The sequence below is a fragment of the Rhodococcus sp. SGAir0479 genome, assembly GCF_005484805.1.
Taxonomy (GTDB): Bacteria; Actinomycetota; Actinomycetes; order Mycobacteriales; family Mycobacteriaceae; genus Prescottella.
In genome coordinates this window covers 1,303,726-1,330,259 of record NZ_CP039432.1, presented here as the reverse complement: position 1 = coordinate 1,330,259, position 26,534 = coordinate 1,303,726, and the positions used below count along the sequence as shown (strand labels likewise).

Sequence of the window (26,534 nt, the reverse complement as noted above, 5' to 3'; positions counted from 1 at the left end):
CTGTTGACCCCGAAAACGCTATCAGCCGCGCCCCGGAGCCCGGCCTGCGCACCGCCCCGAACTCCGGCGCCGCACCGGGGTCCGACGTCCGACCGCGCCCCGGACGCGGCCGTGGCGGAATCCGCGAACGAAAGTCCGCTTCCCGCAGGGTCTTTCAGTCGCGACGCAGGAGCCGGGTGAGACCTTCCTGCACCACGGCCGCGACGAGATTGCCGCTGCGGTCGAAGATCCGGCCCTGAGTGAGGGCACGGCCGAAACCCGCGGACGGCGACGTCTGGTCGTAGAGGAGCCAGTCGTCGGCCCGGAACGGCCGCAGGAACCACAGCGCGTGGTCCAGCGACGCGCTCTGGACGGGGGTGTCGGGATGGATCGTGCTGGCCGACGCCAGCAACGTCATGTCGCTCATGTAGGCGAGCGTGCAGATGTGGAACATCGGATCGTCGGGCAGTTCTTCGCGCGAGCGGAACCAGACCTGCTGCTGGACCGGCACCCCGGGCTTGCGGCGAATCCGGTCGGCCGGCACGAACCGCAGGTCCCAGTCGGCCCACTCGCGGAACTCCCAGGACATCTCCTCCGACGTCAGCGACGCCGCGTCGGGCAGTTCGTCCGGGTCCGGCACCGACGGCATCACGTCCTGGTGCTCGATGCCTTCGTCGAGGACGTGGAACGACGCCGACATCGTGAAGATCGCCTGACCGTCCTGCACGGCGGTCACTCGGCGGGTGGTGAACGACCGCCCGTCCCGGATCCGGTCGACGAGGTAGACGATCGGCATCACGGGGTTGCCCGGACGCAGGAAGTAGCCGTGCAGCGAGTGCACGTGGAGATGGTCGTCGACCGTGCGCACCGCGGACACCAGCGCCTGACCGGCGACCTGCCCGCCGAACGTGCGCGGCAAAATCGTCTCGGTGGCAATGCCCCGGAAGATGTCCTTCTCGAGCCGCTCGAGCTCCAGGATCTGCTCGATCTTCGCCATGGCCGGCTTCCTTCCGCTGGGTGCCCGCTCAGGCTAGCAACGCACACACGCGAACGCGGTGGGGACCTCCGGGGTCCCCACCGCGTTCACGACGTTCTTTCGGCTCCGAGTGATCGGGGCTCAGGTCACCAGCCGCGCTCGGCGAGGCGGTGCGGCTGGGGGATCTCGTCGACGTTGATGCCGACCATGGCCTCGCCCAGGCCGCGGGAGACCTTGGCCAGGACGTCCGGATCGTCGTGGAAGGTGGTGGCCTTGACGATCGCGGCGGCCCGCTCGGCCGGGTTGCCGGACTTGAAGATACCCGAGCCGACGAACACACCCTCGGCGCCGAGCTGCATCATCATCGCCGCGTCGGCCGGGGTGGCGATACCGCCGGCGGTGAACAGGGTGACCGGCAGCTTGCCGGCCTTCGCGACCTCGACGACCAGATCGTACGGCGCCTGCAGCTCCTTCGCCGCGACGTACAGCTCGTCCTCCGGCAGGGAGGTCAGGCGGCGGATCTCCTGACGGATCCGGCGCATGTGGGTGGTGGCGTTGGAGACGTCTCCGGTGCCGGCCTCACCCTTGGAGCGGATCATCGCCGCACCCTCGTTGATCCGGCGCAAAGCCTCACCGAGGTTGGTGGCACCACACACGAACGGGACCGTGAACGCGAACTTGTCGATGTGGTTCTCGTAGTCCGCGGGAGTCAGGACCTCGGACTCGTCGACGTAGTCGACACCCAACGACTGCAGGATCTGGGCCTCGACGAAGTGACCGATACGGGCCTTGGCCATCACCGGGATCGACACCGCGGAGATGATGCCGTCGATCATGTCCGGATCCGACATGCGCGAGACGCCGCCCTGGGCGCGGATGTCGGCGGGCACCCGCTCGAGCGCCATGACCGCGACGGCACCGGCATCCTCGGCGATCTTGGCCTGCTCGGCGGTGACCACGTCCATGATGACGCCGCCCTTGAGCATCTCGGCCATGCCCCGCTTCACGCGCGCCGTGCCGGTAGTGGGGGTGGTGTCGGGGGTGCTCACAGCAAACTCCTGGGTTCTCGCCGGCTTCGGATGATCTGACACATACGGCCCCGGGGGGCACCGCAGCGCATCCGCAATTCTAGGACGACGGCGCCCGGGCCCCGATAGCCAGTGCCCGATAGCTGGCCTGCTGTGGCCCGCGTCATATCAGCGGATCGCGCGGACCGCCGGCTCGTCGGCCCGCACGACGGCCATGTTCGCCTCGTCCAACAGGGCCGCCAGGTCCTGCGGATACACCGGCTCCCCGCCCTGTTGGATGGTCCGGATGTCCGCCGCCGTACACCACCGGTGCTCGGTGATGGTGCGCTGTTCGAGTTCGGTGAAACCCCCGGAATGCGGAACGAATTCGTCGGTCCGCAGGGCGAAGAACAGCTCCTCGGAGCGGATCAGTTCACCGGCGAACGGGAAGATCGCCACCCGCCGCCACAGCGGTCCCCGCAGCGCGTCCGGATCCGCCGTGAGGCCCGTCTCCTCGGAGATCTCCCGGACCGCCGCCGCACGCAGCGTCTCCCCGCTCTCGACGGCGCCGCCCACGGTGAACCAGAACGACGACTCGGGGGTCGCGGGATCGTGCCCACGCATGAGCAGCACCCGTCCGCGGTCGTCGAGCAGCACGACCCGCGCGGACGTGCGGACGTCGTCGAGTTGCAACGCCGACGACGATTCCGGCCGCTCCGCGATCTCGAAGTACGTGGGCAGCGGCGCCGTGCCACCCAGATGCAGCCAGCGGACCGGCCGTCGGGTGCGCAGCGCGAGGGTGTCGCGCACCGCGTCGTTGTGGAACCGCCGGGCGATGAGCACCCGGGCCTCGGCATCGGCGAGCTCGGCGACCAACTGCGGTGGGAGAGAATGGGTGTCGAGGGTGGCCAGCGCTCCCGAGAGCGCGTTCTCGGCGGGCTCGCGCTGCGCACGCTCGGCGCGCTCGGCCTGACCGGCGAGCATCGACAGCCGCCGGCCCTCCCCCGACGTGGCCGGCATCGCCGCGGCGATGGCACGGACGACGACGGCCCTGCGCGCCAGCGCCGCGTCGAGTGCCTGCCAGGACAGGTCCGAGCGCACGTGCAACCGGTCGAGCCGGTTCGCGGTGCCGTACGCCCAGGCGCCCACCACCGCGATCACGGCAGCGATGAGCGCGACGATCAGGATCGTCAGGGCGGAGAAGGTCACGAACGCACCTCACGCACACCGGTGGAGCCCACCGTGACGGTCTCGTACACCCGCAGGATCTGCTCCGCGACGACCGGCCAGTCGTACTCCCCGACCACGACGCGCGCCGCGTCGGTCAGCGCCCTGCGGCGGTCGTCGTCGCCGAGCACGGAGTCGATCGCCGCCGCGAGAGCGGCCGAGTCCCCGACCGGGACCAGCAATCCCGCGGTGCCGTCCCGCAGCACCCGCCGGAACGCGTCGAGCTCGCTCGCGACGACGGGGGCCCCGGCCGCCATCGCCTCGACGAGCACGATGCCGAAGCTCTCGCCCCCGAGGTTGGGGGCGCAGTACACGTCGGCGCTGCGCAGTGCCGACGCCTTCTCGGCGTCACTGACCTGTCCGAGCAGACGCAGGTGCCGGGCGAACGGACCCGCCTCCTTGCGCAGCTTCTCCTCGTCGCCGCGGCCCACCACGAGGATCTCGAGGTCGGGGTACTTCTCGGCCAGGGCGGGCAGGGCGCCGAGGAGCACTGCCATGCCCTTGCGCGGCTCGTCGTAGCGGCCCAGGAACAGCACCGTCCTGCCCGGACGCGGATACCCCGGCAGGAGCGGGGCATCGGCGAAGGCCGGGACGTCGACGCCGTTGGGGATCTCGACGGCGTCGGATCCGAGCGACTCGACCTGCCAGCGCCGGGCCAGTTCGGACACCGCGATCCGGCCACTGATCTTCTCGAGGTACGGCTGCAGCACCCCCTGGAACGTGCTCAGCACCAGCGACTTCGTGGTCGAGGTGTGGAACGTCGCGACGATCGGCCCCTCGGCGATCTTCATCGCGAGCATCGACAGGCTCGGCGCGTTGGGTTCGTGGATGTGCAGCACGTCGAAGTCGTTCTCGGCGATCCAGCGGCGCGTGCGGGCGTACGACACCGGTCCGAACGTCAGCCGCGCCACCGATCCGTTGTAGGGGATGGCCACCGCGCGTCCCGCCGACACCACGAAGTCGGGCAACTCGGTGCCGTCCGATGCCGGCGCGAGAACGCTGACCTTGTGCCCGCGCTCGATCAGCACCTCCGCGAGCTCGGCGACGTGCGCCTGCACACCGCCCGGTACGTCGAAGGAGTACGGGCAGACCATGCCGATCTTCATCGCGACTCCATGCGAGCGCGACGCGCCTCCGAGAGGTCGTCGAGCCACAGCGGCTGGAGCATGTGCCAGTCGGCCGGGTGCGCGGCGATGTTCGCGGCGTAGCGGTCGGCCAACGCCTGCGTGGCACCGTCGACCCCGACCGAGACGTCCACCGGCGGATCGATCGAGAATCCCCAGCCGCCGTCGACGAACCAGCAGTGGACGGGCAGCAACGCCGCCCCGGTCTCGATCGCGAGCTTGGCCGGGCCGGCCGGCATGCGCGTGGGCTCGCCGAAGAACGTCACCGGCACGCCCTTGGCGGCCAGATCGCGTTCACCGAGCAGGCACACGACCTTGTTCTCGCGCAACCGCTTCGCCAGCTCACCGAACGGGGGCTGCTCGCCGCCGCTGAGGGGGAAGATCTCCATGCCGAGGCTCTCCCGGTACGCGACGAACCGCCGGTACAGCGACTCCGGCTTCAGGCGCTCGGCGACGGTGGACAACCCACCCCACGTCTGAGTGCACCACACTCCGGCCATGTCCCAGTTCCCGCTGTGCGGCAGGGCGAGGACCGCACCCTTGCCCTCGGCCATCGCCTTCTCGAGGTGCTCGGTTCCGACCACCGTCCGGTCGACCTTCGCGCGGGTCTCCGCCAGGTCCATCGACGGCAGCCGAAAAGCCTCGCGCCAGTACCGGGCGTAGGAGCGCAGCGAGTCCCGCAGCAACTCGTCGGGGACCTGCTCGGGTGGTACGCCCAGCACGCGGGCGAGGTTGCGACGCAACTGCTGTGGGCCGCCTCCGCGGCGCGCCGCGAAGTCCGCGCCCGCGTCGAACAGCGCGGTGGCCATCCGCTCGGGCAGCGCCCGCACGACGCGCCAGCCGGCCGCGTAGCCGAGGTCGGTCGCCCGCTCCGAGAACGTCACGACGATTCCTCCGCACCGTGGTTCGCGTCGGCCCGTGGCGGCGCGATCGGCAACAGGTCCCGCGCGCCCGCCGAGTTCCGGACGGCCAGTACCCGCTGGAACACCGTGACGATGCTCGCGACGGCGAGGATCCACATCGCCACGTACACCGCCCAGTGCAGCCAGGCGATGTCGAAATGCCCTGCGATTCCGGTGAATCCGGCACCGACGAGCACGATGATCAACCGGTCGGGGCGCTCGATGAGACCACCGTCGGCGGACAGCCCGCTGGCCTCCGCGCGCGCCTTGGCGTACGAGATCACCTGCGAGCTCACGAGGCAGATCAGCGTCGCGATCAGCAAGCTCTTGCTGTTCTCGTGGTACACCGCCCACCACGCCAGGCCCGCGAAGATCGCACCGTCCGCGATCCGGTCGCACGTCGCGTCGAGCACCGCCCCGTACCGCGTGCCGCCGCCCCGGGCGCGGGCCATCGCACCGTCGAGCATGTCGAACATCACGAAGAACCAGATGAGGATGGTTCCCCAGAACAAGTGACCGGACGGGAAGAGTGTCAGCGCCCCCGCGATGCTCGCGACGGTCCCGAACACCGTGACGGCGTCGGGGGTCAGCCCGGTCTTCACCAGGGCCCGACCCATCGGTGCCGTCACCTTGGACACCGATGCGCGCCCGAAGAAGCTCAGCATTCCACTCCCCCCTCCCACCTACGGTCACCCGTCCGGATCTTCGCGAACCCGGACCCCGATCCTGCCATGCCGTGCCCCGGACCTCGGTGAATCACTCGTTCCAGGCCCCCGCGAGCAAGGCCCGCGTCTCGCGGAGCAGCTGCGGCATCACCTTGGCGCCACCGAGGATGGTGATGAAGTTCGCGTCACCGCCCCACCGCGGCACGATGTGCTGGTGCAGGTGCTCGGCGAGCGACCCGCCGGCGGCGCCACCCAGGTTGAGGCCCACGTTGAAACCGTCCGGCCGCGAGACCCGCTTGATGACGCGGATCGCTCGCTGCGTGAACGCCATCAGCTCGGCGCTCTCCTCGGCCGTGAGGTCCTCGAGCGCGGCGACCCGCCGGTACGGCACCACCATCATGTGCCCCGGGTTGTAGGGGTAGAGGTTGAGCACGGCGTACACGGATTCGCCGCGCGCCACGATCAGTCCGTCCTCGTCGCTGAGCTTGGGGATCTCGCTGAACGGGCCCTCGCTCGAGCTCGACGTCTTGGGCGCCTCGGCGATGTACGACATGCGATGCGGTGACCACAGTCGCTGCAGGTGGTCCGCGTCGCCCGCGCCGACGTCGACGAGCACGCCGTTCTCGGTGTTCTCCTCGGGCTGGTCGCTCACTGGGCACCACCGACGAGTTCGGCTGTGGGCGAGGCATTCTCACGACGCCCGATCCACTCGCCGATCATCTGGACCGCCTTCTGGACGGGCACGCCGTTGACCTGCGTGCCGTCGCGGAAGCGGAAGCTCACCGCTCCGGCCTCGACGTCCCGCTCACCCGCGAGCAGCATGAACGGCACCTTCTGCGTGGTGTGATTGCGGATCTTCTTCTGCATGCGGTCGTCGCTGACGTCCACCTCGGCCCGCACGCCGGCAGCCTTGAGCTGCCTGACGACGTCGAACAGGTGATCCTCGAACGCCTCGGCCACCGGAATGGCGACCACCTGAACGGGGGCCAGCCACGCCGGGAACGCGCCCGCGTAGTGCTCGGTGAGGACACCGAAGAACCGCTCGATCGAACCGAACAGCGCGCGGTGGATCATCACCGGACGCTGCTTGGTGCCGTCGCTACCGGTGTACTCGAGGTCGAAACGCTCGGGCAGGTTGAAGTCGAGCTGGATCGTCGACATCTGCCAGCTGCGGCCCAGCGCGTCCTGCACCTGGACCGAGATCTTCGGGCCGTAGAACGCGGCTCCACCCGGATCCGGCACCAGGTTCAGGCCCGACGCCTCACCGACCTCGCGCAGCGTCTCGGTGGCCTCTTCCCACAGCGCGTCGTCGCCGACGAACTTCTCCGGGTTCTTGGTCGACAGCTCGAGGTAGAAGTCGTCGAGGCCGTAGTCCTTCAGCAGTCCCAGCACGAACTGCAGCGTGGTGGTCAGCTCGTCGCGCATCTGCTCCTTGGTGCAGTAGATGTGCGCGTCGTCCTGCGTCATGCCGCGGACCCGGGTCAGTCCGTGTACGACGCCGGACTTCTCGTAGCGGTACACCGAGCCGAACTCGAACAGGCGCAGCGGCAACTCCCGGTAGGAGCGACCCCGCGACCCGAACACGAGGTTGTGCATCGGGCAGTTCATCGGCTTGAGGTAGTAGTCCTGACCGGGCTTGCGGACGGTGCCGTCCTCATTGAGTTCCTCGTCGATGTGCATCGCCGGGAACATGCCGTCCTTGTACCAGTCGAGGTGACCGGAGACCTCGTACAGATGTCCCTTGGTGATGTGCGGCGAGTAGACGAACTCGTAACCCTCCTCGACGTGCCGCTTGCGGGAGTAGTTCTCCATCTCCTGGCGGATGATGCCGCCCTTGGGATGGAACACCGGCAGGCCCGAGCCCAGCTCGTCCGGGAACGAGAACAGATCGAGTTCGGCACCGAGCTTGCGGTGGTCGCGGCGCTCCGCCTCGGCCAGCAGCTCGAGGTGCTTGTCGAGCGCCTCCGTCGACTCCCACGCGGTGCCGTAGATGCGCTGGAGGTCCTCGCGGCTCTGGTCGCCGCGCCAGTAGGCCGCCGAGCTGCGGGTGATCTTGAAGGCCGGGATGTACTTGGTGGTCGGGATGTGCGGACCGCGGCACAGGTCCTTCCAGATCACCTCACCGGTGCGCGGGTTGAGGTTGTCGTAGATCGTCAGCTCGCCGCCACCGACCTCCATGACCTCGGGGTCGTCAGATAGCGACTCGTCTGCTTTGTCGCTGATCAGCTCGAGCTTGAACGGCTCGCTCGCCAGTTCGGTGCGGGCGTCCTCGAGATCCTCGACCACCCGCCGGGAGAAGCGCTGCGCGTCCTTGACGATCTTCTTCATGCGCTTCTCGAGCTTGGCGAGATCCTCGGGCGTGAACGGGCGCTCCACCTGGAAGTCGTAGTAGAAGCCGTCCTTGATCGGCGGGCCGATACCGAGCTTGGCCTCGGGGAACTCCTGCTGGACGGCCTGCGCGAGCACGTGCGCGGCCGAGTGTCGGATGACGCTGCGCCCGTCCTCGGTGTCCGCGGCGACGGCCTCGACCTCGACGTCCACGTCCGGCGCCCACGACAGGTCCTTGAGGTTGCCCTCGGCGTCGCGGACCACGACGACCGCGTCGGGGCCCTTGCCGGGCAGGCCCGCCTCGCGAACCGCCGTGCCCGCAGTGGTCCCGGCGGGCACTCGGACGCGTGCGGCTGGGGTAACGGATGCGGGCGTGGTCACGGCGATGCGCTCCTAGGTATGAGGTGTGCCCCGGGATGAGGGGCGATCCCATGTTATCGGCACCGCATCGTGATCAGTGGAGCCGTACCACCGTCGCGCCGACCGCGCGTTACAGCGGGCTCTCCAACCACGGCTGCTCGAGTCCCACCCACGTTCCGAGCAGATGGAAGGTGCCGAGCACCCACAGTGTCGCGACGACGACGATCGTCGTGAACAGCACCCCGAGCGCCTTGACGACGGCGGACTGGTGGGAGAACCACTCCATGAAACGGTCGTAACGGGCGCGCACCCAGTGCAGCAGCCGGTGCGCCCACGCGAACTCGGAGGCGAGGATGCCCAGTCCGGCGAACACGATCAGCCACCCCGGACCGGGATACGGAATCGCCACGATGCCCGCGGCCAGGACGAGCGTGCCGACGACCCCCACGCCGATGCGATAGGCGAGGTTGAGCGACGTGTTCGCGGCGATTCGCCGGCGACGGCGTCGCCACTTGTTCTCGATCTCCTCGAGCGCCTGACCCGGACGGAAACCGGACTCTTCCGGGCCCGCCGACCCGTGGTCGCGTTCGGCGGCCTTCTCCCCGGTCACCGGATCACCCATCGTCCACACCTACCGTCGCGCTCGAGGCCCCGTCGGCGGGGACGACCCTCCGACCGTCCCAGACTACCGAGGACCCCGGAGCCGGCTCGTGGCAAAACCCGGCAGCGCGGCCCGCAGGCTGCCGGCGGCGGGCGTGGCCGCTCCCTCGGAGCGCAGCGGATCCGCCGCCCCCGTCCTACGATTGGACTTGGAACAGCGAGAGCGGTTCGTCGACGAATGTCTGTAGGTACACAAGGGTTTTCGGGCGGCGCGACAGCCGGTCGAACATCCCGATGCGCGCATGTCCGGATATTCGACGACGAAGGGCGGACCCTCGTGAAATACCGCATCACTCCACTGGGACTCGGGGCCGCTGCGGCCATTGCAGTGTTCCCCGGCACGGCAGGCCAGGCGCCGGCCGCTCCCATCGTCCCCGGCGACCTGGGATCCGTCCCGGACCGCACCGCGCTCACGTTCACCGACTCGAACACGGGGTGGAGCGTCGGGACGGCGAATCAGTTCGCGGCGCGACCCGGGCTGTCCACCGTCAAGCTGTACATCGCCGATTTCGCCCTCCAGCACGGCGACGGTTCCACCACCGACCGCGAGCTCGCCGAGCGGATGATCCGCTTCTCCGACGACGGCGCGGCGTCCCGGCTCTATGCGAAGTATCCGAATTCCATCGACGGACCGGCCGCGCAGTACGGGTTGACCGCGACTTCGGGCGCGGCGTTCTGGGGCAATTCCTACACCTCCACCGCCGACACCGTCCGGTTCCTCGAGGTCAAGAAGGCCCAGGACCCGCGGTCGCCGATCCTCGGGTGGATGCGCGACGCCGCCCCGGCGGCTGCGGACGGGACGTACCAGAACTGGGGAACCGCCCGCCTCCCCGGCGCGGAAGGCACGAAATGGGGATGGTCCGACTACGGTCCGCCGGTGGTGAACTCGGCCACCATCGGGAACGGCTACTCGGTGGCGGCGGCAACCAACGGCACCGCCGCCGACCAGACGACCGACGTGCTGCGTGCGTTCGGCCCGGCCCCGCAACCGTCGCCCACGGTTCCGTTGCGTGATGTGGTCGCCGACGTCGTGGCGACCCAGTTCCCGGGCGACCCCCTCGGCGGATGGGTCGTCGACGCCGTCCCGTCCGACATCCTCGTCGTATCCGCGCCGATCGAGGGGCCCTGACCGCTGCCCGGCACGACGGTCCTCCCGGCCGGAGATACGAAGAAAGCCGCCCCTCCTGCTGGAGGGGCGGCTTCTCGAATATCGTGCGTGGTCCCGGCTGGGATCGAACCAGCGACCTCCCCGGTGTGAACGGGACGCTCTTCCACTGAGCCACGGGACCGAACCGCGACGAACTGTCGCGGTCGAACGAGACGAAACACTAACACGCACCTGCGCCGAACACGAATCCCCTGGTCGGTGGCTTTTCGGCTCCGGAAGACGGTGCCGGCCGACCGCGGCACCGGCCCGACTCGGCGGCGGTCGGCCCGCGTGGACGAGCCCTCTCGCGCGCACAGGCGCGTGGCCGCACGCGCGCGTGGGTCGCGGAACCCCCAGGCGGAACCCACGGCGGGAACGAGATCCCACACAGACCCGCCGCGGCGGGGTCGACGGAGGTCGCATACAAGTCTCGATGCCCGCTATTCATGTTCTGACCAGGAGATTTGTGCCTTTCTCAAATGGTCCGCTAATGTTCTCACCGCACCGGGGAAGCGGAAACGCCCCGCCGGAGCAAATGCGGATGTAGCGCAGCTGGTAGCGCATCACCTTGCCAAGGTGAGGGTCGCGGGTTCGAATCCCGTCATCCGCTCGAGAGGTTGGACTCGACCTTTTATGGTGGAGTGGCCGAGTGGTGAGGCAACGGCCTGCAAAGCCGTGCACACGGGTTCGATTCCCGTCTCCACCTCGCGCGATTAGCTCAGCGGGAGAGCGCTTCCCTGACACGGAAGAGGTCACTGGTTCAATCCCAGTATCGCGCACCAAGTTCGACGCAGTATGCTGCTGAGATCTTGAGTGTCACACGCGGATGTAGCGCAGCTGGTAGCGCATCACCTTGCCAAGGTGAGGGTCGCGGGTTCGAATCCCGTCATCCGCTCCATGATCGGCCGTCAGGTCGGTCCGAAGACCCCGGGGAAACTCGGGGTTTTCGACCCGAAAGACCCGCGCGATTAGCTCAGCGGGAGAGCGCTTCCCTGACACGGAAGAGGTCACTGGTTCAATCCCAGTATCGCGCACCACCGAGAAGGGGCACTTCCACACGGAAGTGCCCCTTCTCGCGTTCCGGGGTGGGCCGCCCGTGCGCCGGGGAGGACATGAGGGATCCCTCAGGTACCGTGAGTCACGCCATCCCCCCGATGGTGCGGAGCCCCAGTCATGCCCCCATCCACGGCTGGGGCTCGTTCAACTTCCGGGCAGCCTGGTGTCCCCGTTTCGGTCGGTCCGGCGCGCGGTCAGCATCGCCTGGAACCACCGATACGAGTCCTTGGGCGTCCGGTCCAGGGTGTCGTAGTCGACATGGACCAGCCCGAACCGTTCGCGATACCCGGCGGCCCACTCGAAGTTGTCGAGGATCGACCACACGAAGTAGCCCCGTACGTCGACACCGGCATCCATCGCGGCACGGACGGCGGCCAGATGGTCGGCGTGGTAGTCGATCCGCCGAGTGTCGCGCACCCGGCCGTCCGCGTCCGGATCCGGGTCGTGGAACGAGCAGCCGCTCTCGGTGATGTACACCGGTGGCAGCGCGGAACCGAAGCGGTCCCGAAAGAGCGTGAGGATCTCCCGCAGCCCGTCCGGCACGATCGGCCAACCGAAGTCGGTTGTCGGGTAACCCTGCAGCGGCACGGGCGCGAACGGCAGGCCCGGCGGGAGATCCACCTCCAGCACGCCGACGGTGCCCGCGCCGTCACCCGGGGCTGCGATCACGGTCGGCTCGTAGTAGTTGACCCCGTACCAGTCCAGCGGCTGGGCGATGGTCGCGAGATCGTCGTCCACCGGGCCCGTGAGCAGCGCCGCCAACTCGTCCGCCGGATACTTGCCCAGCAGAACCGGGTCGGCGAACGTCCAGTTGACGATGTGGTCGTAGACGTCGGCGGCCTCGATGTCCGCGGGTCCGTCCGTCGCGGGGTGCACGGGCGCGTGGTTCGACGCGATACCGATGTTGCCGCACCCCGCCGACCGCAGCGCCTGCACCGACAATCCGTGACCGAGGAGCTGGTGGTGCGCCGCCTGCAGCGCACCGAACCCGAGTGCGAGGCCGGGGGCGTGCACGCCCAGCGCATGGCCGTACAGGGTGTGGACGACCGGCTCGTTGAGCGGCATCCACATCCCGACGCGATCGCCCAGCCGCTTCCCCACGACGGTCGCGAGTTCCGCGAGCCGCTCGGCCGTCGCCCGGTTCATCCACCCGCCGTCGTCCTGCAGCGCCTGCGGGAGGTCCCAGTGGAACAGTGTCACCGCGGGAGTGACGCCGGCCGCACACAATTCGTCGACCAGCCGGTCGTAGAAGTCGAGGCCGGCCGCGTTGACGGGCCCCGTGCCGTCGGGGCGGATCCGCGGCCAGGACACCGACAACCGGTAGGCGTCGACGCCCAGGTCCCGCATGAGGGCGACGTCCTCGCGGTAGCGGTGATAGTGGTCGGTCGCGACCGCGCCGGACTCACCGCGCGCGACGGCGCCCGGGACGGCACAGAATTCGTCCCAGATCGAGCGTCCGCGCCCACCCTCGGTCACGGCGCCCTCGATCTGGTACGCCGCGGCCGCGACACCGAACACGAAATCGTCGGGAAAACCCGGAATCGGATGCTGTGCCGCCATGATGAGCAGTGAAGCAGAGAACCCGAGGAAACGGAGCCGAACCTTGGACACTCGTCCAGTGACGCGAGACCCGAACGCCCAGGCCACCGCCCGCGTCGCCGCCGCCGTCGCGTTCGGATTGCAGGGCTTCGTGCTGGCGGTTCTGCTCACCCAACTCCCCCAGTTCAAGGACGATCTCGGGTTCACCGAGAGTCTCGTGGTGGGGGCGGTCGTGGGGGTGTCCGTCGTGGCCGGGGTCGGCAGTGTCGTCGCCGAACAACTCGCGAAGGCCACCTCCAGCCGCACCACGCTGCGGGTGGGGCTGTTCGCGATCGCGCTCGCCGCGGTGGCCATCGCGCTCGCATCGTCGACCGCGGCGTTCCTCGTGGCGTTCGCGTTCTACGGCATCGGCCTGGGCATGGTCGACGCCACCGCCAACATGCAGGCTGTGTCGATCCAGCATCTCTACGGCCGGGTGATCCTCTCCTCCTTCCACGCAGCATGGAGCGTCGGTGCGATCGCCGGAGCGCTGTTCGTCTCGGCATGTTCCGCGCTCGATCTGTCGGTCACCGCGTGCGTACTGATCGCCGCGGCCGTCGCCGCGATCGGCTGCGCGGCGATCGGACCGCGTCTTCTGCGCACCGGCCACCAGCACACCGCGGACACGTCCACCGCTCCCCTGGCCCTCCCGCTGTGGCCGTTCCTGGCGCTCGGCATCGCGATGGTGCTCTTCTATGCCATCGACTTCGGGATCGGAAACTGGTCGGCGCTGTATCTGAAGGAGGTGCTGCTGTCCGACGCGGGCACCGCGGCCCTCGCCATGGCCGCGTACCAGATCACCGCGCTGATCTCCCGGCTCACCGGCGACCACTGGGTGCGACGGTTCGGCGAGATTGCGGTGGTTCGGGTGGGCGCCGCGGTCAGCGTCATCGGCCTGCTGGTGGTCGTCCTGGCACAGGCCCCGGCCGTGGCCATCGCCGGCTTCTTCGTCGTCGGACTCGGTGCGCCGGTGGTCGCCCCCCTGTGCTTCAGCGCGGCCGGTCGACTCGCGCCGGCGGGCCGCACCGACACCGTCATCGCCCGCCTCAATCTCTTCAACTACGCCGGCACGGTGCTCGGCGGCGCCGTCATCGGCGGCATCGCGTGGACGTCGGACCTGCGTCTCGGTTTCGTGGCGCCGCTGCTCTTCGCGGCCGCACTGTTCCTGCTGGCACCGGCGTTCGCGCCCCGTCCGGCCCGGCCGGACACCGCCGACACGGAGGGTGCCCGCACCGGCGCGTGACCGCCCCCGCCCGCCAAGTGGTGTACTTACCGGGACGGACCCGATGCACGCGACGAGGTGAAGCAGTGACGATTTCCGTGGACCGCGCCGGGATCTGGGACGCCGAGGCACTGGCCGACGTGGCCGCGGTGACCTTCCCGCTGGCCTGTCCGCCGCACGCGACCAGGGAGGACATCGCGGCGTTCATCGACGATGTGCTCTCGGCGGAGAAGTTCAGCGAGTACCTCACCGACCCCACCCGCACGGTGCTCAAGGCCACCTCCGGCGGGGAGATCGTCGGCTACGTCATGCTCGTCGACGGAACCCCCGACGACCACGACATCCAGTCCGCGGTCTCACTGCGCCCGACCACCGAGATCAGCAAGCTGTACGTGTTGCCCGACAGGCACGGCTCGGGGGTCTCGGCCGCACTGATGGAGGCCGCCGTGACCCACGCACGCAACGAGAACTGCGCGGGCGTGTGGCTCGGGGTCAATCAGGAGAACGAACGCGCCCAACGCTTCTACGTCAAGAACGGGTTCGAGAAGGTGGGCACCAAGACGTTCCGGGTGGGTACGCAGACCCACCACGACTACGTGATGCAGCGCAGCCTCTGACGGCTGCGCCGCATCATCGGCAGGACCGGGCGGTCCCGATCAGGCCGCGACCTCGAAGCGCGACAGCGCGAGCAGCCGCGAGGTGGCGCGCAGGTACTTCTTGCGGTAGCCGCCGGCGAGCATCTCCGGGGTGAAGATCTCGTCGAGCTTGGCGCCCGACACCGTCACCGGGATGCTGGCGTCGTACAGGCGGTCGGCGAGGACCACCAGGCGCAGTGCCACGGATTGGTCCTGCGCGGGGTGGACACCCTGGATGAACACGGCCGGGACACCCTCGACGAGCTTGCCGTAGCGCGACGGGTGGAGGGTGCTCAGGTGCGCGCACAGCTCGTCGAAGTCGTCGAGCGTGGCGCCCTCGATTGCGTCGGCGCGCTCCTGGAGATCGGCGTCGTCGGTCGGCTCGGGTGCCGGTGGGAGGTCGCGGTGGCGGTAGTCCGGACCGTCGACCCGGATGGTCTCGAAGATGGAGCCGAGCTTCTTGATCTCGCGCAGGAAGTCCTGGGCGGCGAAGCGGCCCTCACCTAGCTGACCCGGCAGCGTGTTCGACGTCGCGACGATCGACACACCGCGCGCCGACAGCTCGGTCAGCAGGCGCGAGACCAGCATGGTGTCGCCCGGATCGTCGAGCTCGAACTCGTCGATGCACAGCACGCTGTGGTTCGACAGTTCCTCCACCGCGCGGTTGAAGCCGAGCGCGCCGACCACGTGCGTCAGCTCGACGAACGTGCCGAAGGCCTTGGGTGACGGCGAGCTGTGGAAGATCGAGGCGAGCAGGTGCGTCTTGCCGACACCGAAACCACCGTCGAGGTAGAGCCCCGCACCGGTGGCGGGCGTCTTCTTGCCGAACAGACCGCGCCGACCGCCGCTGCGGATCTTGGCGACCCGCTGGGAGAACTCCTCGGCCTTGCGGACCGCCGCCGCCTGGCTGGGTTCCTTCGGGTCGGGAATGTAGGACGCGAAGCTGACGTCGTCGAACATCGCCGGCGGCACCATCTGAGCAACCAATTGATCGGCCGGCACCACCGGATTGCGATCGACAAGACGTGCATGCATGCATAGAGGGTATCGACGTGCTGTGATCGAACACGTGCACCGTCTGGATATTGCGACCTACTTCACACGGCCCGAGGGCAGCGGCGACCGGCCGGATCGGCTGACCGATGACGACCTGCGTTCACTGTACGGATATCCGGTCGGGCTCGACAGGCCGTGGGTTCGCGTCAACTTCGTGTCGAGCCTCGACGGGGCCGTGACCGTCGACGGCGCCAGCGCCGGTCTCGGCACACCCGCCGACAAGCGCGTGTTCGGGCTGCTACGCGAGCTGGCGGACGCGATCGTCGTCGGCGCCGGCACCGCCCGTGGCGAGAACTACGGCGGCGCCCGCACCAGCGATGCGCGCGCCGCCCGACGCCGCAGCGCCGGACTGGCGGCCGTCCCCCCGATCGTCGTGGTCTCCGCCAGCGGGCGACTGGATCCGGCGTCACGGTTGTTCACCGACACCACCGTGCCGCCGGTGATCCTGACGTCGGAACGGGCGGACCCCGCGCACCTCGCGCGCCTGCGGGACGCGGGCGGCGACGTCGAGGTCGCCGCCACCGACGACGTGAGCGCGGCCGCGCTGCTCGCCGTGCTGCAGCGGCGCGGGCTGCGGCGGGTGCTGTGCGAGGGCGGGCCCGGGTTGTTCGGCACGCTCATCGCGGAGGACGCGGTCGACGAGCTGTGCCTGACCGCCGCACCGCTGCTGGTCGCCGGGCCCGCCGGGCGGATCGCCGGCTCGGCCCGCACCGATCCCGTCCCGATGACCCGAGCCCACGTCCTCGGCGACGACGACGGGACGCTCCTCACCCGCTGGGTCCGGGCCGGTGCCGAGTGATCGGCCTGGCAGGCTGTCGGCCATGCAGTCGCTCGTGAAGAGGATCGGGGTCACCGCGATCACCGGTGCGGTGCTCGCGGCGTGTGCAGCGTGCGGCGCCGGCCCGTCCGACCGGCCGGAGATCGCCGTCGTCGAGCACCGGGACGGCTCTTCCCGCGCGGCCGACCCGACGCCGTCGGCGCTGCAGCTGCAGCAGCCGGTCCGCGACCTGGATTGGGTCGACTGCACGGACGCCACCCTCTCGCCGCTCGGCCTCGGTGCCGCGCCGGCCGGGGTGTCGCTCGAATGCGCGTCCTTCACCGCGCCCCTCGACCCGACGGGCGGTGCGGTCGGTCCCATCCAGGTCGGCGCCGTGCGTGCTCGCACGGACCGGACGCCCCACGACGCCGCGCCGGTGGTCCTCACGTCGGGGTCCGATGTCGCGTCGTCGACCACGCTGGCGGCGCTGGCGACCGGCCCCAGCGCCGATCTGCTGGCGCGGCAACCGATCGTCGCCGTCGACCGGCGTGGGATCGGCGCGTCGACGCCGCTGGACTGCGGCAAGTCGCTGGATCGCCAGGAACTCGCCGATCTCGGGCAGTTCACCCCGGGCGATGCGGCGCCGGCCGACAAGGTCGCGGCGCTCGGGCGCGACGCCGCGGTGGCATGCACGGACGCGCTGCAGCCGCACGCGCTCGCCTTCGACACCGCGCACGCCGCAGACGACCTCGAACAGTTGCGCGAGCTGTGGCAGGTGGAGACGCTGGGCGTGCTCGCGACCGGCAACGGTTCGGCGGTCGCGCTCGCGTACGCGGCGAAGTACCCGTCCCGGCTCGGCCGCCTGGTGCTGGACGCGCCCACCCCGACCACGGTGGACGCCCCGACAGCGGCCGAGCAGCGGGTGCAGGGCCGCCAGGCCGCGCTGGCCGACTTCTCCCGCCGCTGCGCCGCGCTGAATTGCGCCCTGGGCCCGGATCCGACGGCGGCGCTCACCGGCCTGCGCGATCGGGCCGCCGCCGGCGACCTCGGCACGGTGTCGTCGAGCGCGCTGCTGGCTGCCGTGTCGGGATTCCTCGGGTCGCCGCGCGGCGACCAGACGAGCCGGGTCCGTGAACTGGCCGACATCCTGTCCGCCGCCGACCGCGGCGACCTCGGACCGCTCCAGGGGTTGATTCGCGCGACGACCGCCACCGGCGGCACCGACGGCCAGTTCGTCGCCCGCTGCAGCGACGGGCAGCAGTGGCCCGGCCCCGGACGCGCCGCGCAACTCGCCCAGGAATGGAGTGCCGAGTACCCGGTGTTCGGCTCCGACGCTGCGCTGGGGCTCATGCGGTGCGCCGCCTGGCCGACCATGGCGCCGCCGCCGCTGCCCAGTGCGGTCCCGATCCCCGTGCTCGTGTTCAGCGGGGCCGCCGATCCCGTCGTCGGCAACACCGGCCTGGCCACGGTCACCGGCACACTCACCGGCGCGGGGGCCACGTCGGCGACGCTGACGTGGGAGGGCTACGGCCATCCCGTCACCACCCACTCGTCGTGTGCCCGCCTGGCCCTGGGCCGCTACCTGGATTCGGCGCTGCTGCCGACCAACGGGAGCGCCTGCCCGGCGTGAGCCCGGGGTGGCCGAGCTGTCCCGACGGCTCGCCGGTGTACCGTGCCGTAGTGTTCCTTCGACGATTCGAGCCGCGCACCGGCCGCACCACCGCCGAGGTCATCAACTTCGCCCTGTGGCCCCTCGCCGTGATGACGGTGATCCAACGAGTGGTCGTGAGGGCGGTCAACGGATCCGTCACCGACGACTTCTCGCCCGTCTACCAGGCGGCGCTGGCGTTCCTCAATCGTCGCGAGGTCTACACCGCCAACTTCAATTCGGTGGACCCGCACTACCTGTACCCACCGAGCGGCACCCTGCTGATGGCTCCGCTCGCGATCCTCGATCCCGAGAAGTCGCGCTGGCTGTTCATCCTGGCCAACACCGTCGCCGTCATCGTCGCGCTCTACCTGCTGCTGAAGATGTTCGGCCTGGCACTCGACTCCGTGGCCGCGCCGATCCTGCTGTTCGCCGCGTTCTCCACCGAAACCGTGTCGAACACGCTCATCTTCTCCAACATCAACGGCCTGGTGCTGCTCGGCGAGATCGCGTTCCTGTTCCTGCTGCTGCGCCGGAAGGACATGTGGTCGGGCGCGGCGATCGGACTGACGTTCGCGGTCAAACCCATCCTCGCGCCGCTGCTGCTGCTGCCGCTGGTGCGCGGCCAGTGGAAGGTGTTCGTCACCGCGATCGGCATCCCGCTGGTCCTGACCGCGGTGGCATGGCCGCTGTCGGCGGATCCCATGGAGTTCGTGCACCACACGTTGCCGTACCTGATGGAGTCGCGCGACTACTTCAACAGCTCGATCGTCGGCAACGGCACGTACTTCGGCCTGCCGGTCGCATTGATCTGGGCGCTGCGCATCGCCTTCGCGGCCATCGTCGCGGTGTCGCTGTGGCTGCTGTACCGGTACTACCGCCAGGACGAGCTGTTCTTCGTGGCGACGGCCTCGGGTGTGCTGCTCACCGCGTCGTTCCTGCTGGGCTCGCTCGGTCAGCTGTACTACTCGATGCTGCTGTTCCCGCTGGTGATGACGGTCGTGCTCCGTAACTCCGTCGTCCGCAACTGGCCCGCATGGCTCGCGTTCTACGGTGTCCTGAGTGCCGACGACTGGATCTCGTATCGTTTCCTGCAGGCCGGGCGGGCAGCCGAGTACCTCAAGCCGACGATGGGCTGGAGCCTGCTCCTCATCGTCGTCTTCGCGGTCCTCGTCAACCGGTACCTCACCGCCAGACGCGAGAACCGGCTCGATCGCGGTATCGACCCGGACTTCCTCGTCGCGGACGCGGTGGCCCCGGCTCCCGCTCCCGCCAAGGTCTGACGCTCCCGTCGGCGGCAGGTACTAGCGTGGAGTCATGAGTTCCACACAGGATTCCGGGCTGCCCGAACCGAAGGTCCGCCGAGGCGACGATGAATGGCGCGCCCAGCTGACGCCCGAGGAGTACCACGTGCTGCGGCAGGCCGGCACGGAGCGGCCGCACGTCGGCGAGTACACCGACACGACGACCGAAGGCGTGTACACCTGCCGCGCCTGCGGGGCGGAGCTGTTCCGCAGCACCGAGAAATTCGAATCGCACTGCGGTTGGCCGTCGTTCTTCGATCCGGCCGACTCCGACGCCGTCATCCTGCGCGCCGACGACTCCCTCGGGATGCACCGCGTCGAGGTGCTGTGCAGCAGCTGCCACAGCCACCTCGGTCACGTGTTCGAGGGCGAGGGCTACCCCACGCCGACCGACCAGCGCTACTGCATCAACAGCATCTCGCTCCGGCTCCAGCCCGCGGACGGTTCCTAGTACGACGCGAGCCGGACAGCCCCTCGGGGCTGTCCGGCAATCCGCGACCCCCCTCTTCGATTGCCGCCGAAACCACTACCTTGCTTACCAAGGTACTGGTAGCTTGCCAGGCATGAGTCCTTCGGTCGAGCGACGCAGTCTCCTTCTGCGTGGAGTGCTGGACCTCTGCCTGCTCGCGCTCCTGCGGGACCGGCCCGTGTACGGGTACGAACTGACCCGACGACTGGCCGAGCGTGACCTGCTGGTGGCCGGCGGCTCGTCCTACCCGCTGCTCGCCCGCCTCGAGAAGGCCGGTCTGGTCGAGTCCGAGAGTCGCCCGTCGGACACCGGTCCACCGCGGAAGTACTACTCGTTGACTCCCGCCGGCCACGATGCACTGTCACAGGGCGCCACCGAATGGCTCACGGTGGCCGCGAGCGTCACCGCACTACTGCGTCCGGTGTCGGAAACTCGTACAGGGGAGGAAGATTCGTGATCGAGAGCACCTGCAAGGATTTCGGACCGTCGTCGGCGACGGCGGATGCACGCGTCCTGCGACAGGCGGCGCGCGTGTGGCGCAGAGCCGCAGTTCGACGCGCGGACCGCCGCGACCTGCTCGCAGAACTGTCCGCCGAACTGACGGCCGCCGGCACAGACGGTGTGCCGGCGAGCGCGGTGACGGGCGCCGATCCCGAACGGACACTACGGGCGTGGGCCGACGAGCGTGGACTGTCCGGCCGAGCCCGGCGCCTCGGCCTGGTCGTCCCCACGGCCCTGGCCGGGGTCGCCGTCGGGTTCGCACTCGTGGCGGTGATGCTCTACCTCGGGTTCACCGGAAGCGGCGTGCACATCGAGCCGGCCTACCTGGTCGTGGGGCTCTACGCCGTGACCGGCGCCCTCGCATACCTTCTCGCCGTGGCGTGCACCTTCGTCACGTTGCACGGAGCCCGTGATCCGCGGGCCGCGAGCACCGCCCGGTGGCTGCCAGCTCTCCTGCCCGCGGGGGCCGCAGTGGCGACGACGGCCGGTGTCGGAGTGGCGTGGGTTCTCGGGTTCACCACCGAGACCAGGACGTTCGCGGCGGTGATCGCCGTCGTCTGCGCCGCCCTGGTCGCGGCGACGACCGGCGCTCGCTACCTCGCGACCCGACCGCGGGCGGCGAGCGAGTTCAGCACGGCCGCGGCCTGATCCGCACCGTCGACGGTGACGGTGAACTTCGAGCCGTCCCCGCGGGTGACCCGGAGCGCGGCGCCGGGCCGCACGAGCAGTCCCACGCCGTCGGGGCCGACGCGGTACCCGATCCCGCCGTACCGGTTGATCAGACCGATCCGCACGGCGTCGGCGCGCGCGACCTCGTCGAGCGGGACCCGGCGCCGGCCCCCGGTGAGCACGTACCGGGTCTCGAGGCCGCGGCCGTCGACGACGACGTGGACCGGTGCGAGTGCCAGTCCCATCAGCAACGCACCGACGACCGCGGTGATCACCAGCGCCGGAACGCCCGCGTCGGACGCCCCCCACGCCGCGGCGGCGGCGACCACGAGCGGGAGCACCCCGAGTGTGACGGCGAGCCACCGAGGCATGGCGGCAGTACCGGTCCACACCACGCTTTCACTGTCCGCCAGAGCGATTCGCGGCGCATCCGCCGGCGGCACGCTCTGCGCTGCCACGGCCCGGGGGTGCCCCACCGGCAGCACTCCCGCGCATCCGGCCACGACACCGACGACGGCCGCCACCGCGACCCACCACGCCGCGAACGTGGCATCGACCGCGGAGGGCAGATCGCGCTGCGGTGCGAGCAGGAGCACGGGCAGCACCGCCACCGCGGTGCCGAGACCGGATGCGACGGCGGTGCCCATCCGGGCCGCTCGCACGTCGCGGCGAGTCAGGAGCAGCACGATCACGCCCAGCAGCAACGCGATCGACGGCCCGAGCAGCGGCCACCACCGCGCGGACCCCTGCGCGGCGAAACCGTCGGCCGTGCCGGCGGGGCCGAAGTGCACCGCGATCGGATCGGGCAGCGCCGTCGACCAGGCATTCAGCACGACGGCGGCCGCAGTGGCCGCGACGACCGGCAGGGTGAGCGCGCCCACCGCCGCCCGGATCCATGAAACCCTCTGCCCCACAACCGCTCCGGTCATGACATCTCCTTCTTCACGAGGTCCAGCAGCTCGGCCGCGCTCATACCGTGCCGTTTCGCCTCGGAGACCAGGCCGCGCACCGCATCCTGGAGCCGGCTGCGAACCGACGCGTCCGCCGTCACCACGGCCCCCCGGCCGCGGCGCAGCTCGATCAGCCCGTCGTCCCGGAGCTGTTGGTAGCCACGCAGGACGGTGTGGACGTTGAGGTCGAGCGAGGCCGCGAGGTCACGGGCCGAGGGCAACCGCTCCCCCGGCGACACCGATCCGTCGGCGATCGCGCCGCGCACGGACGCGGCGAACTGTTCGTACAGCGGTACGGACGAGGACGCATCGATACGAATGAGCACACCCTCATCCTATTGTTCTAGTTAAAATAGAACAACCTGAGGACAAGAATACCGGCCCCTCCCGCGTGATCGCGGCATCACCGGGCACCACCCCGCACCCGGCCGGTGCGGGGTGGACGCCGGTCACGGCAGAGCGTTGACGAGTTCCTCGACGCTCACCCGCGGGCCCGAGAAGAACGGCGTCTCCTCACGCACGTGCATGCGGGCCTCGGTGGCACGCAGGTCGCGCATGAGGTCGACGATGCGGTCCATCGCGGGAGCCTCGAACGCGAGGATCCACTCGTAGTCGCCGAGCGCGAACGACGGGACGGTGTTGGCGCGCACGTCCGGGTAGTCGCGAGCCTCCCTGCCGTGGTCGGCGAGCATCTTGCGACGTTCGGCGTCGGGCAGCAGGTACCACTCGTACGAGCGCACGAACGGGTACACGCAGATGTAGTCGCCCGGCTCCTCACCGGCGATGAACGCAGGCAGGTGGCTCTTGTTGAACTCGGCCGGGCGGTGCAGGCAGACGTTGGACCACACGGGGTCGCTCACCTGGCCGAGATCGGTGGTGCGACGGAAGTCCTTGTACAGCTTCTGCAGGTCCTCGAGCCGCTCGGCGTGCGTCCAGATCATGAAGTCGGCGTCGGCGCGCAGGCCTGCGACGTCGTAGATGCCGCGCACTTCCACGTCGGTATCGGCGAAGAAATCGAAGAAGTGCTGGGCGTTCTTCACCGCGGCGGCGCGGTCGTCACCGAGGACGCCCGGCTGGACCTGGAACACCGAGAACATGCCGTAGCGGAGGGTGGAGTTGAGTTTGTCGTAATCGAGGCGTGCCATGGCCTCATCCTGCCACTCGCGCCGACAGCCGGGACACCGCCGCCGTCGCGGACGCGACGCAGGCCGGAACCCCGACTCCGTGCAGGTAGGCGCCCGCGACCTCGAGACCGTCGACCCCGGCCGCGGCCTCCTCGATCGCGGCGACCCGGTCGAGGTGACCGGGCGCATACTGCGGCAGCCCGCCGTGCCAGCGCTGGACGACGGCGGCCACCGGTTCGGGTCGCACCCCGGTCACGGTCTCGAGGTCGGTCCGGGCCGTCGCGATCAGGTCCGGGTCGGGCATATCGACCACGGCGGCATCGCCGAAGCGGCCGTACGACGCCCGGACCAGCGTCACCGCACGGTCGGCCAGGTGCGGCCACTTGCGGCTCGACAACGTGAATGCCTTCGCCCCCAGCGGCTCCCCGGTCGCGACGAGGATGCCGGAATTCTCCGGGATCCCGGTGTCGTCCGGCAGCGCCAGCGCCACGACCGCGGACGACGCGAGTTCGATGTCGCGTGCCGCGGCGGCCAGCTGCGGGACCGCGTCGGCGACCAGGCGGACCATGTCCGGGGCGGGCAGCGCCAGCACGACACCTTCGACGTGACCGAGCGGGTCGAGCCACCAGCCGTCGCCGTCCCGGCGCAGCCCGGACGCGGGGGCGTCGAGGATCGTCTGGGGGCGTCCCGCGTCCCGCAGGGCAGCGAGCAGTGAGCCGTATCCGTCGCGCAGGGTGCCGAACACCGGGCCCGGCGCCGGAGTGGGCAACGCGGCCGTGACCGCGGCGGTGAGGCTGGGCGCGCCGGCGTCCAGCGCGGCCGCGAGCGTCGGTAGCGCCGCACGGACGCCGAGAGATTCGGCCGACCCGGAGTACACGCCGCCGAGCAGCGGATCGACGCTGCGCCGGACCACCTGATCCCCGAATCTGCTGCGCACCAGCGTCGCGACGTCGACGTCGGACGCCGGATCCCACGCGAACGGCACCGACGGCTCGGCGACGATACGGGTGAGGGTGTCGGCGTCGACCAGCCCGGCGACCGACTGCGGGTCGGACGGGATACCCATCAGCGTGCGGGTGGGCAGCGGGTGCAGCGCCCCCTCGGACCACACCAGCGGCTGCCGCCCGGCGGGATGGACCAATTGGTCGGCGAGACCGAGCTCGCCGATCAGCTCCGCGACCTCCGGCCGGCGAGCGATGAACGCCTCGGCACCGACGTCGACCGGGCCGTCACCGAGCGGGACGGTCCGCAACTTGCCGCCCAGTCGCGGGCCCGCCTCCACGATGGTGATCGCGGCGTCGTCACCGCACTGTTGCCGCAGGCGGTACGCGGCGACGAGCCCGGTGACGCCGCCACCGACGACCGCGACCGAGACTCGCCTACCGGTCACAGTGAATGCACCAGCTCCACGACCGCGGTGAGCACGGCCGGGTCCGTGTCGGGCAGGACACCGTGCCCGAGGTTGAAGATGTGCCCGGTGGCGCCGGCCGCGAGTGCGGCATCCGCCTCCCGGCAGATGCGGCGGACCTGCTTGTCGACGGCGTCCCAGCCGGCGAACAGCACCGCGGGGTCGAGGTTGCCCTGCAACCCCTTGCCCGGCCCGACCCGGCGCGCGGCCACGTCGAGCGGGATGCGCCAGTCGACACCGACGACGTCGGCACCGGCCTCACCCATCGCGCCGAGCAGTTCCCCGGTCCCCACCCCGAAGTGGATTCGCGGGACGCCCGCGGCCTCGACCTCGGCGAACACCCGCTCGGAGTGCGGCAACACGAACTCGCGGTACTCGGCCAGCGACAGCGCGCCCGCCCACGAATCGAACAGCTGCAGCGCATCGACACCGGCATGCAACTGCGCCTGCAGGAACGCGATCGTGATGTCGGTGATCCGGCCCAGCAGCGCGTGCCACGTCTTCGGGTCGGCGTGCATGAGCGCCTTGGTCCGCTCGTGGTTGCGGCTGGGACCGCCCTCGACGAGGTACGAGGCGAGCGTGAACGGCGCGCCCGCGAACCCGATCAACGGCGTCGAGCCCAATTCGGCGGTGAGCAGACGGACCGCCTGCGCCACCGCGCCGACCTCGTCGGGTACCAGCCGCGGCAGTCCGGCCACGTCGGCCGTCGACCGCACCGGGTTCGCCACGACGGGGCCGACCCCCGCGACGATGTCGAGGTCGATGCCCGCCGCCTTGAGGGGCACCACGATGTCGGAGAACAGAATCGCCGCATCGACCTTGTGCCGCCGCACGGGCTGCATCGTGATCTCGCAGACCAGTTCCGGGTCGAAGCAGGATTCGAGCATCCCGATCCCCGCCCGGATCTCCCGGTACTCCGGCAACGAGCGTCCGGCCTGACGCATGAACCACACGGGTCGATGCGTCACCGGACGACCCGTGGCCGCCGCCAGCAACGGTGCGTCGTCGAGAACCCGGCGAGCGGGGTACTCGGCGCGCCCGCTCATCCCTGCATTCGTATCTTCCAAGCCGCTCATCGGGGTCCATGCTGCCATGGCGCCGGGCCGGGGCAGAATCGGCGCGCCTCCACCGCGCCACCAGGTGTGGCGTCTAACGTCCGCTGGTGTGACGACCCCGGGATTACCCAACGAACCAGCCCAGTTCCGCGCCGCCGTCGACGCGATGAACTCGGCGCAGGTTCACCCGGACATCGAGGTCGGCCCGATCCGTCCACCGCAGCGGCTCGCGCCCTTCAGCTACGCGATCGGCGCGGAGGTCCACCACCCCGACAACGACACGGCTGCCGAGCACGCCACGTTCTCCGAGGGCGACGCGTTCGGGCGGCTGATCCTGCTGCACGACCCGGACGGCGACGAGGCGTGGAACGGGACGATGCGGCTGGTCGCCTACATCCAGGCGGACGTCGAACCCGCGCTCGCGGCAGATCCGCTGCTGCCGGAGGTGGCGTGGAGTTGGCTGGTGGACGCGCTCACCGAGAAGACCGACGACGTGGTCGCGCTCGGCGGGACCGTGACGGCCACCAGTTCGGTGCGGTACGGCGACATCGCCGGCCCCCCGCGGGCCCACCAACTCGAGTTGCGCGCGTCGTGGACGGCGACCTCCACCGCACTCGCCTCCGATGTCGAGGCGTTCTGCGACGTCCTGGCCGCGGCGGCCGGGCTGCCACCCGCCGGAGTCACCAAGCTCGGGAAGCGCTCCCGGTAGGCGCGCTCCCCCGGCCGC

26 protein-coding genes and 6 tRNA genes are annotated in these 26,534 nt (G+C 70.1%); 15 read left to right on the top strand and 17 right to left on the bottom strand.

Annotated elements, in window-relative coordinates; genetic code table 11:
• Positions 1-154 precede the first annotated feature (154 nt).
• The 9 genes from E7742_RS06240 to E7742_RS06200 all read right to left on the bottom strand — a co-directional run bounded on the left by E7742_RS06240 (position 155) and on the right by E7742_RS06200 (position 9,190).
• Positions 155-976, bottom strand: a complete 822-nt coding sequence (locus tag E7742_RS06240; protein WP_137798165.1) for an acyl-CoA thioesterase — start codon at positions 974-976, stop codon at positions 155-157.
• A gap of 125 nt (positions 977-1,101) precedes the next feature.
• Positions 1,102-2,004 (bottom strand): pyridoxal 5'-phosphate synthase lyase subunit PdxS, encoded by a 903-nt coding sequence (gene pdxS, locus E7742_RS06235; protein ID WP_137797738.1) that lies wholly within the window; start codon positions 2,002-2,004, stop codon positions 1,102-1,104.
• Positions 2,005-2,151: 147 nt separating this feature from the next.
• A complete protein-coding gene (locus tag E7742_RS06230) occupies positions 2,152-3,171 on the bottom strand; it encodes an NUDIX hydrolase (protein WP_137798164.1) in 1,020 nt (339 codons plus the stop codon).
• Positions 3,168-4,295 (bottom strand): glycosyltransferase family 4 protein, encoded by a 1,128-nt coding sequence (locus tag E7742_RS06225; RefSeq protein ID WP_137798163.1) that lies wholly within the window; start codon positions 4,293-4,295, stop codon positions 3,168-3,170. The genes E7742_RS06230 and E7742_RS06225 overlap by 4 nt, the downstream gene beginning before the upstream one ends.
• On the bottom strand, positions 4,292-5,197 hold the full coding sequence (locus E7742_RS06220; RefSeq protein ID WP_137798162.1) for a phosphatidylinositol mannoside acyltransferase: 906 nt from the start codon (positions 5,195-5,197) through the stop codon (positions 4,292-4,294). The genes E7742_RS06225 and E7742_RS06220 overlap by 4 nt, the downstream gene beginning before the upstream one ends.
• Positions 5,194-5,880, bottom strand: a complete 687-nt coding sequence (pgsA, locus tag E7742_RS06215) for a phosphatidylinositol phosphate synthase (RefSeq protein WP_137798161.1) — start codon at positions 5,878-5,880, stop codon at positions 5,194-5,196. The genes E7742_RS06220 and pgsA overlap by 4 nt, the downstream gene beginning before the upstream one ends.
• Positions 5,881-5,971: 91 nt before the next feature.
• Positions 5,972-6,532, bottom strand: coding sequence for an HIT family protein (locus tag E7742_RS06210; protein WP_137798160.1), 561 nt, complete (start codon positions 6,530-6,532; stop codon positions 5,972-5,974).
• Complete coding sequence (gene thrS / locus E7742_RS06205) at positions 6,529-8,589, bottom strand: threonine--tRNA ligase (RefSeq protein ID WP_137798159.1); 2,061 nt, start codon at positions 8,587-8,589, stop codon at positions 6,529-6,531. Before thrS ends, E7742_RS06210 begins: the two co-directional genes overlap by 4 nt.
• Before the next feature lie 109 nt (positions 8,590-8,698).
• Positions 8,699-9,190, bottom strand: a complete 492-nt coding sequence (locus tag E7742_RS06200; protein ID WP_137798158.1) for a TIGR02611 family protein — start codon at positions 9,188-9,190, stop codon at positions 8,699-8,701.
• Positions 9,191-9,505: 315 nt separating this feature from the next.
• On the opposite strand from E7742_RS06200, the gene E7742_RS06195 reads away from it, so the two are divergent.
• Positions 9,506-10,357 carry a hypothetical protein gene (locus E7742_RS06195; RefSeq protein ID WP_137798157.1) on the top strand — a complete coding sequence of 284 codons (852 nt, stop codon included), beginning with the start codon at positions 9,506-9,508 and terminating at the stop codon, positions 10,355-10,357.
• A gap of 88 nt (positions 10,358-10,445) precedes the next feature.
• Here the strand turns inward: E7742_RS06195 and E7742_RS06190 are convergent.
• A tRNA-Val gene (locus E7742_RS06190) sits at positions 10,446-10,517 on the bottom strand.
• Between the two features lie 395 nt (positions 10,518-10,912).
• Between E7742_RS06190 and E7742_RS06185 the strand changes: the two genes are divergently transcribed.
• The 5 genes from E7742_RS06185 (at position 10,913) to E7742_RS06165 (ending at position 11,412) form a co-directional block, all read left to right on the top strand.
• Positions 10,913-10,985: transfer RNA gene (locus tag E7742_RS06185), tRNA-Gly, on the top strand.
• A 25-nt stretch (positions 10,986-11,010) separates the two neighbouring features.
• Positions 11,011-11,081: transfer RNA gene (locus tag E7742_RS06180), tRNA-Cys, on the top strand.
• Position 11,082: 1 nt separating this feature from the next.
• A tRNA-Val gene (locus E7742_RS06175) sits at positions 11,083-11,157 on the top strand.
• Between the two features lie 40 nt (positions 11,158-11,197).
• Positions 11,198-11,273, top strand: a tRNA-Gly gene (locus tag E7742_RS06170).
• Positions 11,274-11,337: 64 nt separating this feature from the next.
• Positions 11,338-11,412, top strand: a tRNA-Val gene (locus tag E7742_RS06165).
• A 163-nt stretch (positions 11,413-11,575) separates the two neighbouring features.
• Here the strand turns inward: E7742_RS06165 and E7742_RS06160 are convergent.
• A complete protein-coding gene (locus E7742_RS06160) occupies positions 11,576-12,991 on the bottom strand; it encodes a GH1 family beta-glucosidase (protein WP_137798156.1) in 1,416 nt (471 codons plus the stop codon).
• Positions 12,992-13,049: 58 nt separating this feature from the next.
• Here E7742_RS06160 and E7742_RS06155 point away from each other — a divergent pair, with 58 nt between their 5' ends.
• Together E7742_RS06155 and E7742_RS06150 are read left to right on the top strand one after the other, a co-directional pair.
• The gene (locus E7742_RS06155) at positions 13,050-14,252 is read left to right on the top strand and encodes an MFS transporter (protein WP_254699172.1); all 1,203 of its coding nucleotides are present in this window, start codon (positions 13,050-13,052) and stop codon (positions 14,250-14,252) included.
• Between the two features lie 65 nt (positions 14,253-14,317).
• The gene (locus E7742_RS06150; protein ID WP_137798154.1) at positions 14,318-14,848 is read left to right on the top strand and encodes a GNAT family N-acetyltransferase; all 531 of its coding nucleotides are present in this window, start codon (positions 14,318-14,320) and stop codon (positions 14,846-14,848) included.
• Positions 14,849-14,887: 39 nt separating this feature from the next.
• Here the strand turns inward: E7742_RS06150 and zapE are convergent, their stop codons facing one another.
• Positions 14,888-15,901, bottom strand: a complete 1,014-nt coding sequence (gene zapE / locus E7742_RS06145; protein WP_137798153.1) for a cell division protein ZapE — start codon at positions 15,899-15,901, stop codon at positions 14,888-14,890.
• A gap of 34 nt (positions 15,902-15,935) precedes the next feature.
• Here zapE and E7742_RS06140 point away from each other — a divergent pair, with 34 nt between their 5' ends.
• The 6 genes from E7742_RS06140 (at position 15,936) to E7742_RS06115 (ending at position 21,249) form a co-directional block, all read left to right on the top strand.
• A complete protein-coding gene (locus tag E7742_RS06140) occupies positions 15,936-16,721 on the top strand; it encodes a pyrimidine reductase family protein (protein WP_441346912.1) in 786 nt (261 codons plus the stop codon).
• Positions 16,722-16,743: 22 nt separating this feature from the next.
• On the top strand, positions 16,744-18,309 hold the full coding sequence (locus E7742_RS06135; protein ID WP_137798151.1) for an alpha/beta fold hydrolase: 1,566 nt from the start codon (positions 16,744-16,746) through the stop codon (positions 18,307-18,309).
• A 35-nt stretch (positions 18,310-18,344) separates the two neighbouring features.
• Positions 18,345-19,610, top strand: coding sequence for a glycosyltransferase family 87 protein (locus E7742_RS06130; RefSeq protein ID WP_137798150.1), 1,266 nt, complete (start codon positions 18,345-18,347; stop codon positions 19,608-19,610).
• A gap of 34 nt (positions 19,611-19,644) precedes the next feature.
• The gene (gene msrB / locus E7742_RS06125; RefSeq protein WP_137798149.1) at positions 19,645-20,082 is read left to right on the top strand and encodes a peptide-methionine (R)-S-oxide reductase MsrB; all 438 of its coding nucleotides are present in this window, start codon (positions 19,645-19,647) and stop codon (positions 20,080-20,082) included.
• Between the two features lie 112 nt (positions 20,083-20,194).
• A complete protein-coding gene (locus E7742_RS06120; protein ID WP_137798148.1) occupies positions 20,195-20,557 on the top strand; it encodes a PadR family transcriptional regulator in 363 nt (120 codons plus the stop codon).
• On the top strand, positions 20,554-21,249 hold the full coding sequence (locus tag E7742_RS06115) for a hypothetical protein (RefSeq protein WP_137798147.1): 696 nt from the start codon (positions 20,554-20,556) through the stop codon (positions 21,247-21,249). The genes E7742_RS06120 and E7742_RS06115 overlap by 4 nt, the downstream gene beginning before the upstream one ends.
• Here E7742_RS06115 and E7742_RS06110 read toward each other — a convergent pair.
• The 5 genes from E7742_RS06110 to hemE form a co-directional block, all read right to left on the bottom strand.
• A complete protein-coding gene (locus E7742_RS06110) occupies positions 21,195-22,199 on the bottom strand; it encodes a DUF1648 domain-containing protein (RefSeq protein WP_137798146.1) in 1,005 nt (334 codons plus the stop codon). The genes E7742_RS06115 and E7742_RS06110 overlap by 55 nt on opposite strands.
• A complete protein-coding gene (locus tag E7742_RS06105; protein WP_137798145.1) occupies positions 22,196-22,546 on the bottom strand; it encodes a GntR family transcriptional regulator in 351 nt (116 codons plus the stop codon). The genes E7742_RS06110 and E7742_RS06105 overlap by 4 nt, the downstream gene beginning before the upstream one ends.
• 123 nt (positions 22,547-22,669) lie before the next feature.
• Positions 22,670-23,365, bottom strand: a complete 696-nt coding sequence (gene hemQ / locus E7742_RS06100) for a hydrogen peroxide-dependent heme synthase (protein WP_137798144.1) — start codon at positions 23,363-23,365, stop codon at positions 22,670-22,672.
• Positions 23,366-23,369: 4 nt separating this feature from the next.
• Entirely contained in the window at positions 23,370-24,734 is a 1,365-nt protein-coding gene (locus E7742_RS06095; protein ID WP_137798143.1) for a protoporphyrinogen oxidase, read from the bottom strand.
• The gene (hemE, locus tag E7742_RS06090; protein WP_175420419.1) at positions 24,731-25,798 is read right to left on the bottom strand and encodes a uroporphyrinogen decarboxylase; all 1,068 of its coding nucleotides are present in this window, start codon (positions 25,796-25,798) and stop codon (positions 24,731-24,733) included. The genes E7742_RS06095 and hemE overlap by 4 nt, the downstream gene beginning before the upstream one ends.
• Positions 25,799-25,916: 118 nt before the next feature.
• Here hemE and E7742_RS06085 point away from each other — a divergent pair, with 118 nt between their 5' ends.
• Positions 25,917-26,516: a DUF3000 domain-containing protein gene (locus tag E7742_RS06085; protein WP_137798141.1), complete on the top strand. Its 600-nt coding sequence runs from the start codon at positions 25,917-25,919 to the stop codon at positions 26,514-26,516.
• Positions 26,517-26,534 lie beyond the last annotated feature (18 nt).

Excerpts from the sequence above, each read along its gene's own strand:
- hemE (WP_175420419.1), bottom strand. The coding sequence starts at position 25,798 with ATGAGCGGGCGCGCCGAGTACCCCGCTCGCCGGGTTCTCGACGACGCA.
- E7742_RS06135 (WP_137798151.1), top strand. The coding sequence starts at position 16,744 with ATGCAGTCGCTCGTGAAGAGGATCGGGGTCACCGCGATCACCGGTGCG.
- E7742_RS06120 (WP_137798148.1), top strand. The coding sequence starts at position 20,195 with ATGAGTCCTTCGGTCGAGCGACGCAGTCTCCTTCTGCGTGGAGTGCTG.
- msrB (WP_137798149.1), top strand. The coding sequence starts at position 19,645 with ATGAGTTCCACACAGGATTCCGGGCTGCCCGAACCGAAGGTCCGCCGA.
- E7742_RS06240 (WP_137798165.1), bottom strand. The coding sequence starts at position 976 with ATGGCGAAGATCGAGCAGATCCTGGAGCTCGAGCGGCTCGAGAAGGAC.
- E7742_RS06160 (WP_137798156.1), bottom strand. The coding sequence starts at position 12,991 with ATGGCGGCACAGCATCCGATTCCGGGTTTTCCCGACGATTTCGTGTTC.
- zapE (WP_137798153.1), bottom strand. The coding sequence starts at position 15,901 with ATGCATGCACGTCTTGTCGATCGCAATCCGGTGGTGCCGGCCGATCAA.
- hemQ (WP_137798144.1), bottom strand. The coding sequence starts at position 23,365 with ATGGCACGCCTCGATTACGACAAACTCAACTCCACCCTCCGCTACGGC.
- E7742_RS06110 (WP_137798146.1), bottom strand. The coding sequence starts at position 22,199 with ATGACCGGAGCGGTTGTGGGGCAGAGGGTTTCATGGATCCGGGCGGCG.
- E7742_RS06200 (WP_137798158.1), bottom strand. The coding sequence starts at position 9,190 with ATGGGTGATCCGGTGACCGGGGAGAAGGCCGCCGAACGCGACCACGGG.
- pgsA (WP_137798161.1), bottom strand. The coding sequence starts at position 5,880 with ATGCTGAGCTTCTTCGGGCGCGCATCGGTGTCCAAGGTGACGGCACCG.
- E7742_RS06225 (WP_137798163.1), bottom strand. The coding sequence starts at position 4,295 with ATGAAGATCGGCATGGTCTGCCCGTACTCCTTCGACGTACCGGGCGGT.